The sequence below is a fragment of the Rhodovulum sp. MB263 genome (assembly GCF_002073975.1).
Classification (GTDB): domain Bacteria; phylum Pseudomonadota; class Alphaproteobacteria; order Rhodobacterales; family Rhodobacteraceae; genus Rhodovulum.
In genome coordinates, this window is record NZ_CP020384.1 from 2,947,188 (window position 1) to 2,958,935 (window position 11,748).

At 65.8% G+C, this 11,748-nt stretch carries 9 protein-coding genes, 4 pseudogenes and 1 other annotated feature; of the genes and pseudogenes, 7 read left to right on the top strand and 6 right to left on the bottom strand.

From position 1 onward, the window contains the following. Nucleotides 1–45 precede the first annotated feature (45 nt). Nucleotides 46–2,142 (top strand): glycosyltransferase family 2 protein, encoded by a 2,097-nt coding sequence (locus B5V46_RS13730; RefSeq protein ID WP_080617123.1) that lies wholly within the window; start codon nt 46–48, stop codon nt 2,140–2,142. On the opposite strand, the gene B5V46_RS13735 is transcribed toward B5V46_RS13730, so the two are convergent. Next, nucleotides 2,109–2,762: a GntR family transcriptional regulator gene (locus B5V46_RS13735; protein ID WP_080617124.1), complete on the bottom strand. Its 654-nt coding sequence runs from the start codon at nt 2,760–2,762 to the stop codon at nt 2,109–2,111. The two genes, B5V46_RS13730 and B5V46_RS13735, sit on opposite strands and share 34 nt — an antisense overlap. 102 nt (nt 2,763–2,864) lie before the next feature. Between B5V46_RS13735 and B5V46_RS13740 the strand changes: the two genes are divergently transcribed. The 3 genes from B5V46_RS13740 to B5V46_RS13750 all read left to right on the top strand — a co-directional run bounded on the left by B5V46_RS13740 (nt 2,865) and on the right by B5V46_RS13750 (nt 5,128). Then, nucleotides 2,865–3,515 carry a pyrimidine 5'-nucleotidase gene (locus tag B5V46_RS13740; protein WP_080617125.1) on the top strand — a complete coding sequence of 217 codons (651 nt, stop codon included), beginning with the start codon at nt 2,865–2,867 and terminating at the stop codon, nt 3,513–3,515. A 94-nt stretch (nt 3,516–3,609) separates the two neighbouring features. Continuing rightward, nucleotides 3,610–3,867: a hypothetical protein gene (locus tag B5V46_RS13745; protein ID WP_080617126.1), complete on the top strand. Its 258-nt coding sequence runs from the start codon at nt 3,610–3,612 to the stop codon at nt 3,865–3,867. Nucleotides 3,868–3,925: 58 nt separating this feature from the next. Then, complete coding sequence (locus tag B5V46_RS13750) at nt 3,926–5,128, top strand: UbiH/UbiF family hydroxylase (protein ID WP_080617127.1); 1,203 nt, start codon at nt 3,926–3,928, stop codon at nt 5,126–5,128. Between the two features lie 48 nt (nt 5,129–5,176). On the opposite strand, the gene B5V46_RS13755 is transcribed toward B5V46_RS13750, so the two are convergent. Together B5V46_RS13755 and B5V46_RS13760 are read right to left on the bottom strand one after the other, a co-directional pair. After that, nucleotides 5,177–5,635, bottom strand: a complete 459-nt coding sequence (locus tag B5V46_RS13755) for an Lrp/AsnC family transcriptional regulator (RefSeq protein ID WP_080617128.1) — start codon at nt 5,633–5,635, stop codon at nt 5,177–5,179. Further along, nucleotides 5,632–6,096 carry an Lrp/AsnC family transcriptional regulator gene (locus B5V46_RS13760; RefSeq protein WP_080617129.1) on the bottom strand — a complete coding sequence of 155 codons (465 nt, stop codon included), beginning with the start codon at nt 6,094–6,096 and terminating at the stop codon, nt 5,632–5,634. Before B5V46_RS13760 ends, B5V46_RS13755 begins: the two co-directional genes overlap by 4 nt. A gap of 126 nt (nt 6,097–6,222) precedes the next feature. On the opposite strand from B5V46_RS13760, the gene ilvC reads away from it, so the two are divergent. Beyond that, a complete protein-coding gene (gene ilvC / locus B5V46_RS13765; protein WP_080617130.1) occupies nt 6,223–7,245 on the top strand; it encodes a ketol-acid reductoisomerase in 1,023 nt (340 codons plus the stop codon). 141 nt (nt 7,246–7,386) lie between these two features. Further along, entirely contained in the window at nt 7,387–8,559 is a 1,173-nt protein-coding gene (locus tag B5V46_RS13770; protein ID WP_080617131.1) for an OpgC family protein, read from the top strand. An 86-nt stretch (nt 8,560–8,645) separates the two neighbouring features. On the opposite strand, the pseudogene B5V46_RS20265 reads toward B5V46_RS13770, so the two are convergent. The 3 pseudogenes from B5V46_RS20265 to B5V46_RS20885 all read right to left on the bottom strand — a co-directional run. Next, a pseudogene (locus B5V46_RS20265) lies at nt 8,646–9,086 on the bottom strand (DDE-type integrase/transposase/recombinase); the annotation flags it as partial. Nucleotides 9,087–9,302: 216 nt separating this feature from the next. Next, a pseudogene (locus tag B5V46_RS20880) lies at nt 9,303–9,545 on the bottom strand (IS3 family transposase); the annotation flags it as partial. After that, nucleotides 9,471–9,587: a sequence feature (AL1L pseudoknot), on the bottom strand. It overlaps the preceding pseudogene by 75 nt. Before the next feature lie 80 nt (nt 9,588–9,667). After that, nucleotides 9,668–10,030: pseudogene (locus tag B5V46_RS20885) on the bottom strand (hypothetical protein); the annotation flags it as partial. On the opposite strand from B5V46_RS20885, the pseudogene B5V46_RS13785 reads away from it, so the two are divergent. Continuing rightward, nucleotides 10,017–11,288: pseudogene (locus B5V46_RS13785) on the top strand (IS256 family transposase). The pseudogenes B5V46_RS20885 and B5V46_RS13785 overlap by 14 nt on opposite strands. The last annotated feature ends 460 nt before the right edge of the window (nt 11,289–11,748 follow it).

The following is an 11,748-nucleotide window of genomic DNA, read 5'->3' on the forward strand; positions in this document are numbered from 1 at the left end:
CTTAACGGGTCATTAAGGCCGGGTTTCTCGTCAAACGGGAGCCCCATGCCGCAGGTCATTTCCCTCGCATCGGCACGCAGCCGTCGCGCCAATGTCTCCGACTTTGCCACGCCCCGCCGCCCAAGCGACCTGCGGCTGGGCGAGTTGCTGCTGGCCTCGGGGGCGCTCTCGCCCGAGACCCTGAGCCGGGCGCTGAGCGAACGGGCGAGGATGGAAATCCGCCTGGCGGATCTGCTGATCGCCGAGGGGCTGGTGCCGCCCGACGAGATCGATGCCACGCTCTGCCGGCTGCATGAGACCGGCCGCGCCGATTTCGACTCGTATCCTCCCGATCCCCGGCTGATCGACCTGCTCGGTCCGGCCCGATGCCTGCGCGACGGCCTGCTGCCCTGGCGCCGGGTCGGGGGCGCCACGCTGATCGCCTCGGCACGGCCCGAGCGGTTCGAGGAGCTGCGGGCCGACCTGCCGGCCGGGTTGCAGCCTGCGGTGATGGTGATCTGCCGCGAGGCCGAACTGCAGGAGGCGCTGGCGGCCTGCCGCGGCCCGGCATTGGCGCGCGCCGCCGAAACCCGGGTCAATGACTGGGACAGCTGCCGGTTCTGGTATCATGCCGGCCCGCGCGCGGCGCTGGTGCTGGGTCTCTCGGGCCTCGGCCTCGCCCTGCTGGCGGCGCCGCTGGCCGTCCTCCTGCTGCTGACGCTCTGGACCATGCTCTGGTTGGCGCTGGGATCGGGGCTCAAGCTTGCGGCCGCGGCGGCGCAGATCCGGGCGCGGCACCGCGCCCGGCACAGGCCGTCCGATCCGGTCCCCACCATCGCCCGGCTGCCCGCGGTCTCGATACTGGTGCCGCTGCACCGCGAAACCGAACTGGCACCGCGACTGATCGCCCGGCTTGCCCGGCTCGACTATCCGCGTGCGCTGCTCGACATCTGCCTCGTCACCGAGGCCGACGATCTGGACACCCGTGCCATGCTCGACGCCGCCCGGCTGCCGCCCTGGATGCGCGCCCTCACCGTGCCCCCGGGCCAGATCAAGACCAAGCCAAGGGCCCTGAACTATGCGCTGGAATTCTGTCGCGGCTCGATCATCGGGATCTACGATGCCGAGGACGCCCCCGCCCCCGACCAGCTGCGCCGCATGGTCGCGCATTTCCACAGCTGCGGCCCCGAGGTCGCCTGCCTGCAGGGCGTGCTCGACTTCTACAATGCCCGCGCCAACTGGCTGGCCCGCTGCTTTTCCGCCGAATATGCGGCCTGGTTCCGCGTGGTCCTGCCCGGGCTCGCGCGGATCGGCCTGCCAGTGCCCCTGGGCGGCACGACGCTGTTCTTCCGTCGCCCCGCGCTCGAGGCGCTCGGGGGCTGGGACGCGCATAACGTGACCGAGGATGCCGATCTCGGCATCCGCCTCGCGCGTCACGGCTACCGCACCGAATTCCTCGACAGCGTCACCGAGGAAGAGGCCAATTGCAGCGCCTGGCCCTGGGTGCGGCAACGCTCGCGCTGGCTCAAGGGCTACGCCATGACCTGGACCACCCACAGCCGCCGCCCGGGCCTGCTTCTGCGCCAGCTCGGCCCCTGGGCCAGTCTCGGCATGCAGGTGCTGTTTCTGGGCAGCCTGACCCAGTTCGTCTTCGCCCCGCTGCTGTGGTCGTTCTGGCTGCTGCCGCTGGGCCTGCCGCATCCGCTGGCCGCGAGCCTCGGCCCGGCCGGTCTGTGGCTGGCCTTCAAGCTGTTCCTGGCCTGTGAGGCAATCAATCTGGCGGTGGGCGCGGTCGGGCTCTGGCGCGCCGGAAAGCCGGGCCTCATCGCGCTGCTGCCAAGCCTGCATGTCTATTTCCCGCTGGCCTCGCTCGGCTCTTACAAGGCGCTCTGGGAAATGGCCACGCGGCCGTTCTACTGGGACAAGACCCGTCATGGCCTGGGAGAGCGGGACGCGGCGCTGCCCGCCTCCAGGACCGGGACGGGCAGGATCGGGCCAGACAGGGCTGGATCAGACAGGACCGGAGCAGATGGGATTTTGGCGCGCCCAGACCTAACCGCCGGGTTCCGGTTCGACAGAAGTCCCACAGGCAAAGCCGTCGCCACGGCCCGGCGCGCCGAGCCGGGCGATCAGCCCTCGGCCAGCATCGCGTCGGCGTCGTGACGCAACCGGGTCTCGAAGGCAATCGAGATATGGCGTTTCAGCGCGTCATAGGCGGCGTCACCATCGCCGGCCTCGATCGCGCAGACAAGCGCGTCATGTTCCGACAAGGCATCGCGGCCGCGCCCGTCGACGGCCAGCGAGGTGGTGGCCATCAGCGCCATGGTGCGGTGCACCAGATCGAGCTGCTGCACCAGATAGCGGTTATGCGACGCCAGATGGATCTGCTTGTGGAACCGCCGATTGGCCCGCGCCAGCGCCGCCGGGTCGGTCAGTAGCTTGAAATCGTCCTCGACCATGCTGCGCAGCACCCGGATCTCCTCGGCGGTGGCATGCCGCGACGCAAGCCGCGCCGCGAGCCCCTCGAGCTCGGCGCGCACGACGTAAAGCTCGGCCATCTGGTCATGGGTCAGCGAGGCCACGATCAGGCTGCGGCCGTCGCGCGACAACAGTGATTGCGTCTCGAGGCGCTGCAGCGCCTCGCGGATCGGCGTCCGCGAGACGCCGAAACGCTCGGCAAGCTCGCTCTCGACAAGCCGGTCCCCGGGACGATAAACCCCCACGTCAATGGCCTCGAGAATCAGCTCGTAGGCATCCTTCTGCGCGGGTCTCACGTCCTTCATGTCGCTGGCTCCTGCATACGATGGTAGACAATAGGACTCCGAAGCGGGCCAAATCAAGCCCCGGCGCTTGTGCCGATTGCCGCAGCAGCCTACCAAGGGCGCATGATGGTTAAAGATTTATCGAACCTCGGCGGCTGGGTCTTCGACCTCGACAACACGCTTTATCCGCCCGAAGCCCGGCTGTTCGAGCTGATCGAGCGGCGCATGACCGACTATGTGATGTCGGCGCTCGGCGTGCCCGAGGACGAGGCCAACCGGCTGCGGAAAAGCTACTGGGCGCGTTTCGGCACCACGCTGGCCGGACTGATGGACCTGCACGGGGTCGAGCCCGGCCCCTACATGACCCATGTCCATGACATCGCGCTTGACCGGCTCTCGCCCGATCCCGAGCTGCGGGCCCGGATCGCGGCCCTGCCCGGCCGCAAGATCGTCCATACCAACGGCTCGGCGCCTTATGCCGAACGGGTCCTGGCCGCACGCGGGCTCGACGGCATCTTCGATGCGGTCTTCGGGGTCGAGGATGCGGGCTATGTCCCGAAGCCCCGGCGCGAGGCCTTCGAGACCATCGCAGCGCTTGGCGGCATCACCCCCGGCGAGGCCGCGATCTTCGAGGACGATGCGCGCAACCTCGCCGCGCCGCATGAGATGGGCATGCGCACCATCCATGTCGCCCCCACGCCCGAGACGGCGGCCCATATCCACCATCACACGAGCGACCTCACGGCCTTTCTCGGACAGCTCGGGCGCCTTTAGTCGGCCTTGCCCCGGACACCGTTGTGTGCGACGGGATGCCGCGTGGGGTTCCATGCCTCACCCCCCATATCGGGATCAGCAAAGGGAGAATAGCATGACCTTGGAAACGTCAGAGGCGCCCGCCGCCGAAACGCCGCGCTGGCTGCGCATCGTCTATGCCGTGCCGTTGATCGGCTGGATCCTGAAGGACGTGAACGAGGGCGATGCCGACAATATCTGGTATCTCCTGGGCGGGTTCGGCTGCCTCTGGATCGTCTCGATCCTGCAATGGGGCGTGCTTGGGCTCTACCTGCCCGCGGTCGTCGCCTCCTGGGTCTGCCTCGGCATGCTGATCTGGATCAGCCGCGGCTGATCCCCGCCCCTTGGCCCCCGGAAGCCGCCGGGCTATCTGAGGGTCAGGAGGCACCGACATGACCCGCATTTCCACCGATATCCTGATTTCCGGCGGCGGCGTCGCCGGACTGACCGCTGCGGCATTGTTCGGCTCCGAGGGCTATTCCGTCCTCTGCGTCGACCCCGCGGCTCCGGTCACCGAAGAAACCGCCGAGGGTGCCGACCTGCGCACCACCGCCTTCCTGCAGCCTTCGCTTCAGATGCTCAAGACCGCCGGGCTCTGGGACCGGCTCGCGCCCTTTGCCACCGACCTGCAGGTGATGCGAATCGTCGATGCCGGCGGCAAGATCCCCTCTCCCCGCGTCACCCGCAACTTCAACGCGAAGGACGTCTCCGAGCTGCCCTTCGGCTGGAACCTGCCCAACTGGCTCTTGCGGCGCGAGATGGTGCAGCGGCTCGAAGACCTGCCCAATGTCACCTTCCGCCCCGGCACCGGCACCGCCGCCGTGCTGACCCGTGACGCTGAGGCGCTGGTCGATCTCAGCGACGGCACCAAGGTCTCGGCCCGGCTGCTGATCGGCGCCGATGGCCGCAATTCGCCCGTCCGCGAGGCGCTGGGGATCGGCGTGCGCACCATGCGCTATGGCCAGAAGGCGCTGGCCTTCGCCGTCACCCATCCCGAGCCCCATGGCAATGTCTCGACCGAGATCCACCGCTCGGGCGGGCCGTTCACGCTGGTGCCGCTGCCCGACCGCGACGGCCGGCCCTGTTCGGCCATCGTCTGGATGGAGCGCGGCCCCGAGGCGCTGCGCCTGGCCGCCCTGCCCGAGGCCGAGTTCAATGCCGAGATGACCGCGCGGTCTGGCGCGATCTATGGTCCCCTCAGGCTGGAAACCCGCCGCAGCGTCTGGCCGATCATCAGCCAGATCGCGCATCGCATGTCGGGCGAGCGCAGCGCGCTGATCGCCGAGGCCGCCCATGTGGTGCCCCCCATAGGCGCGCAGGGGCTGAACATGAGCCTCGCGGATCTGCGCGTCCTGCTCGATCTGTGCCGCGCCGCGCCGAACCGGATCGGCGAAAAGGCCATGCTCGATCTCTATCACCGCCGTCGCCACGCCGAGGTGCTGGCCCGCGTCACCGGCATCGACCTGCTAAACCGCGCCTCGATGCAATCGGCGCAACCGCTCCGCGACCTGCGCGCGGCGGGCGTCGCCAGCCTTTACGCCCTGAAACCAATCCGCAAGACGCTGATGCGGCTGGGGATGGGCGTCCGGGGCTGAGCCCCCACCAGAGGCCCGGGCGTCGGAGGGCCATCCGGCGCCTGCGCCCTATCCCAGCGGCCCGGGCAGGCGTTCCTCGCTGAGAATCACATTGGCCTCGACATTGCCGACCCCGGGCAGGGTCATGATCCGGCGCCGCAACACACGCTCGAAATCGGGCAGGTCGCGGGCGACCACCTTCAGCCGGTAATCGAACAGCCCCAGCACATGCTGCACCGTCTGCACCTCGGGGATCGCGGTCACCGCGCGCTCGAACTGCTCGAGCCCGACCCTGCCCTTGGTGGCAAGCTTCACCCCCAGAAACACGCTGACCGAGAAGCCCAGCGCCTCGGCATCGAGATCGACGCGCCGCCCGGCAATGACGCCCGCCTCTTCCAGCCGCCGGATCCGCCGCCAGCAGGCGGGCTGGCTCAGCCCGAAGCGCCGCCCGAGCGCCCCCGCGCTTTGCGTCGCATCCTCGGCCAGCGCGCGCAGGATCTTCCGGTCGCTCTCGTCCAGCTCGATCACAGCGGCAGCGCCTCGGCGCGCTTGATATCGGCCACATGCATCAGCGCCTCGATATCCGCGATATGCGGCAGGGTCAGGATCCGGGTGCGGTACAGCTCCTGATAATGGGCCATGTCACGGGCCAGGATGTTCAGCCGGACATCGACCCGGCCCAGAAAACTCTGGATCTCGCGCACCTCGGGCACCCCGCGCGCCGCGGCGATGAATTCGTCGAAGGCACGCGGGTCGGTCTTGTCGAGCGAGAAGCGCAGGCTCACCTCGACCGAATAGCCCAGCGCGCGCCAGTCGATCACCGCCCGGATCCCCCGCAGCACACCCTTCGCGCGCAGCTTTTCCAGCCGCCGCCAGCAGGTCGCCGCCGTCAGCCCGGCCCGCTCGGCCAGATCCGCAGTCGAGAGGGAGGGCTCGGCCTGAAGGTAGCGCAACAGACGGCGGTCGGCATCGTCCAAGGGAATGGTCATTTCACATAACGCCACTACGACGAATGAATTTTCACATATATCTCCGATCCATCAAAGAAATGAAACCCATTCCGTTCGGGATGCGCCTAAATTCGCATCAACCGACCCTCAAGAAGGAGCACCGCGATGCGCGTGTATTACGACCGTGACTGCGACATCAACCTGATCAAGGACAAGAAGGTGGCGATCCTGGGCTATGGCAGCCAGGGCCATGCCCATGCGCTGAACCTGCGCGACTCGGGCGCCAAGAACATCGTCGTCGCGCTGCGCGAGGGCTCGGCCTCGGCGAAGAAAGCCGAAGCCGAAGGCCTTCAGGTCATGGGCATCGCCGAAGCCGCCGCCTGGTGCGACCTGATCATGTTCACCATGCCCGACGAGCTGCAGGCCGAAACCTACAAGAAATACGTCCATGACAACCTGAAGGAAGGCGCCGCCATCGCCTTCGCCCACGGCCTGAACGTGCATTTCGGCCTGATCGAGCCGAAGCCCGGTGTCGACGTCATCATGATGGCACCGAAAGGCCCCGGCCACACCGTGCGCGGCGAATATGTCAAGGGCGGCGGCGTGCCCTGCCTCGTGGCGGTCGCCAATGACGCCACCGGCAAGGCGCTGGAACTGGGCCTGAGCTACTGCTCGGCCATCGGCGGCGGCCGCTCGGGCATCATCGAGACCAGCTTCAAGGAAGAATGCGAAACTGATCTCTTCGGCGAACAGGCGGTTCTGTGCGGCGGTCTGGTCGAGCTGATCCGGATGGGCTTCGAAACCCTGGTCGAGGCGGGCTACGCCCCCGAGATGGCCTATTTCGAATGCCTGCACGAAGTGAAGCTGATCGTCGACCTGATCTATGAAGGTGGCATCGCCAACATGAACTACTCGATCTCGAACACCGCCGAATACGGCGAATACGTGTCGGGTCCGCGGGTTCTGCCTTATGAAGAGACCAAGGCGCGGATGAAGGCGGTTCTGAACGACATCCAGTCCGGCGTCTTCGTGCGGAACTGGATGCAGGAATGCGCCGTCGGCCAGCCCTCCTTCAAGGCCACCCGCCGCAACAACGACGCCCACCAGATCGAACAGGTCGGCGAGAAACTGCGCGACATGATGCCCTGGATCACCGCGGGCAAGATGGTCGACAAGTCGAAGAACTGACGACCCGGCAAATCTGCCGCCAGTCGGACAGGAAAAGGCGCCCCAGCGGGCGCCTTTTCTTTTTCACGCACAAAGATACAATCTCTGCACATTTAACGATTCCTTTCCATAAACCGTTCTTTCCAAATCGGGAATTTGCGCATGCGGATTTCAGAAATAGATGGCTTGAGAGGTTTCTTTCTCGCAATGATGACAATGGCGCATCTCTCGCGAGACGGTCACACCCTTGTCGGAACCCTGAACCATCACCGGCTGGGCTGGGTCGAGGACGCGCAGGGCTTCGTCTTCCTCTCGGGGCTCGTCATCGGCATCGTCTACGGCAAGCGGCTGATCCGGCAATCGCGCGCGTCCATGCTCCAGGGCCTCATAACCCGGACAAGAACCATTTATATCTATCATGCACTTCTGATGGCCGCGATCACGCTAGGGGTGCTCCTGTTTTATACCAGGCCATCAGATCTCGATCCGGGCTGGAGCGAGGCGCCGCTGCTTTTCAGCGCCTTCGGTTTCCTGCTGATATCCGCGCCGCGCTATCTCGATATCCTGCCGATGTATGCGATCTTTGTCGCGCTGACACCGATCGTCCTGATCCAGCTTCAGAAGGGACGATATGCGCTGATCATGACCACATCCGTCGCCCTCTGGGCGCTGGCCCAGACCGGGCTGCCGACGCATCTGCTTCAGGCCATCGGCGAGGCAACGGGACTTGACGCAAGGAACATCCATCTGGGGCTTTATTTCAATCGATTTGCCTGGCAGATCCTATATGTCGGCGGCCTTGTCGCCGGAATGCTTCTAGCACAGGAAAGGCTGTCGCCGGATTTTCTGCATCACGACGACGCGCGAACGATTTTTTTTATCTGCTTGGCCCTGAGCGCGACCTTTGCCATTACGGCCATTCGCCTGCGCTATTTCAACGCCCTCCCTCAAACCGGATTCTTTGGTGAACTCTCCTATAACCGCAACCATTTCTCCGCGTTGCGGCTGCTCAATTTCTTAGCCGATCTCTATGTCGTCAGCTGGCTGCTGATCGCGGGGAAAACCGACCGGAACCCGTTTTTGCAGGCCGCGGCCCGGGCCCTGCACGCGCTGGCATCGTTCCGGCCGCTCGTTTTCATTGGCCAGCATTCACTGCAGGTCTTTGCCTTTCACGTTCTGCTGGCCTATGCTGCGATATTCTTCTCGCTTTCGGAAGCCCCGCGATTGCTGCGCGAAATCATGGTGCTGGTCTCGCCGGCATGCCTGCTGCTGCCCGCCTACCTGCATGCGCGTCACCGCGACAAAGGCCGGCGCCTGCGCATTTCCGGAGCGTAGTCGTACCCCCCAACCGCCCGGCGGGCGGCTCCGCCGCCGGGCGCTGACCTCAGGGCGCGGGCCTCAGCGCGCGCCGCGGCCATCGGGCCGAACTTGTGGATGGCCTCTTTCAACGCTTCGACGCCGAAGTCAGCCTCCAGCGTGTTAGAGATCCGCCAGGACAGAACCTTGCGGGTGTGCCGGTCCATGATCGCCACGAGGTAAAGGAACCCGCGGCGCATCGGCAGATAGGTGATGTCCGAGCACCAGACCTGGTTCGGGCGATCCACGCGCAGGCCTCTCAGCAGATGGGGATAGGTCTTGTGCCCCTTCGCCGGCCTGCTTGTGTTGGGCTTCTGGTAAATCGGCATCAACCCCATGAGGCGCATCAGCCGGCGTATCCGCATCTCGTTCACGAAGTGCCCGTCATTGCGCAGGTGCCAGGTCATCTGGCGGACACCGAAGAACGGGGTTTCCAGGAACTGCCCGTCAATCTGCCGCATCAGGCCGAGGTTCTGCTCGGTCTCACCCTTCGGCTGGTAGTAATAGTGAACCGCGCCGACTTGCCCGGAGGGCATTTCATTCAAGGCGTCATGCGACCTTAGCCATCGGCTGCATCCGATCAAGATACCGCCGTTCGGCCTCGACCGGCGAGATGTATCCGATCGATCCGAGGAGGCGCTCGTTATTGTACCAATCCACACAGTGCATTGCCTCCCGCTCGACGTCCTGCATCGTCTTCCAGGGCCCGAGCAGCGTGCCGCAGCGACATTGTCCCGCTTCAGGGTATGCCAGACTTTCCGCGCACCGTAGAGTTTGCGGTTGTCAGACCAGATCTTCCGGATCTTGTCCTTCAACCCGGCATCGCGCCGCATCCGTGGCGATGCCCGCGATGGATCCCGTGCGGCGGCCTTCCGTGCATGGAATGTTGACGAGGCGATCGGCAGCACGCGGCAGATCGGCTCGACCCCGAATTCCTCCCGGAATTCATCAACGAAGCCAGTCATTTGCGGAACGGGCGGTCGAGCTCCGCCCGGGCGAAACAAGCGCTGGCCTTGTTCAGGATCTCGTTCGCCTGCCGCAACTCGCGGTTCCCGCGCTCGAGTTCCCTGATGCGGGCCTTATCGGCACTGGTCGGGCCCGCTTCCTTGCCGCTGTCACGCCGAGCCTGCTTGTACCAGACCCGCAGGCTGTCTGGCGAGCAACCCAGCTTGCCGGCGATGTCGCGCACCGCGCCTGTCAAAGACGCATAGCTGTCGAGATGGTCGACGACCATCTGCACCGCCCGTTCGCGGAACTCGGCCGGATACGGGCTCGTCGTGTTCTTCTTCCTGTCCATGCGACGGCATCCTTTGAGGGTTTGGCCCTCCGGGCAAGGCGGCCGGTGACGTCCCAGGGCGTGGTGTAGCTTTCGGCGGCCATCGGGTTTCTCGGTAGGGTCGGGTTGCTGAGCCAACCTGAACCGTGGGCTGCCCCCGATGACCAAACCCATGATGGACCTGCGTGCGCTGGTAGAGAGTGAGGGGCAGGCGCGCCATCGGTCCGAGCGCCGCCCCGAACGCCGATGCCGACCTTCTTCGCGAGATGATCGGCTTTGCTGCCGAGCGGCTTATGGAGCTGGAGGTCGGCGCCAAGACCGGTGCTGACTATGGCGAGAAGAGCAGCGAGCGCCTGGCGCAGCGCAACGGGTATCGCGATCGGGACTGGCAAACCCGGGCCGGCTGCGTCGAGCTGCGCATCCCGCGCCTGCGCACCGGCTCCTATTTCCCCTCGTTCCTCGAGCAGCGGCGCTCTGTTGAGAAGGCCCTGACGGCCGTGATCCAGGAGGCCTATGTCCACGGCGTCTCAACGCGATCGATGGACGACCTGGTGCAGGCCATGGGTGTGGGGTGTCGAAGAGCCAGGCCAGCCGACTGTGCGAGGAGATCGACGAGCGTGTGGACGCCTTTCTGACACGGCCGATCGAGGGCGAATGGCCCTACCTCTGGATCGATGCCACCTATCTCAAGGTGCGCCAGGGCGGGCGGATCGTATCGGTTGCGGTCACGCTCGCGGTGGGCGTCAACACCGACGGCAGGCGCGAAGTGCTGGGCATGGCGATCAGGGCCTCCGAGGCCGAGCCCTTTTGGACCGAGTTCCTGCGTGACCTCGTCCGCCGTGGCCTCGGCGGCGTGAAGCTTGTGATCAGCGATGCGCATGAGGGCATCAAGGCCGCCACCGCCCGGGTCCTGTCCACGACCTGGCAGCGCTGCGTTCGGCATTGGTCTCGAACCAATGGCGACCATGCCTCACTCCACTTCCAGCGCAATGCGCTCGCCCATGCCGGCAAGAACAGCCGCCGGGTGGTCTCGGCATTCATCGCCACGGCCTTTGCCCAGCCCGACCACGCGGCGGCGAAGGCCCAGTGGCGTCTCGTGGCGGACCAGATGCGCGGCAAGCTCCCCAAGCTGGCCACGCTCATGGACACGGCCGAGGAGGACGTCCTGGCCTATATGACCTTCCCGGCCCAGCATCGCACCAAGCTGCACAGCACCAATCCGATCGAGCGGCTGAACGGCGAGATCAAGCGACGCACGGACGTCGTCGGTATCTTTCCGAACGAGGCATCGATCCGGCGCCTCGTCGGCGCGATCCTCATGGAGCAGACCGAGGAATGGACGGTCCAGCGCGCCAGATACATGACGCTGGAAACGCTCGCGCCCGTCTGCGATGATCTCGGTGGCAGCCTGCCTGCGGCGCAGAGCGACTGACCAGCTCCGCCCGCTTGAAAGCGCGAGGCCCGCGGTGAGCTACACCATCTCTCGGGACATCATCAGGCGGCCCGGTTCAGGCCGCGAGGTTCTGACTTTTCAGGATGCTGCCCATCGGCCTTGCTGAGTTCATCGAAGCACAGGGTGAGGCGCCATTTCCCCGCCTGCTTCAGGCGACAGTTTCGCTCTCGGGCCTTTCCCAGGGCCGAACAGCGGTTCATGAATGAGCCATGTCGCGCCATTGGTCCGAGCGACAACGGCAAATGATACGGATCTGGATTTCCGCAGTCTGACGGACGGGGGCGCGTGACATGATGCGCTCAGCAAAGAGCCTGAGGCCGGTCATCTGCGCTTCGAGGCGACCTAGAATGTGAGATCCGGCCCATTCCTCCCGGAGCGCTCGGCCCGGACATCGCGTCACCTGCAGGATCTCGTTACGCGAGATCGCAGCGGGGCGGTC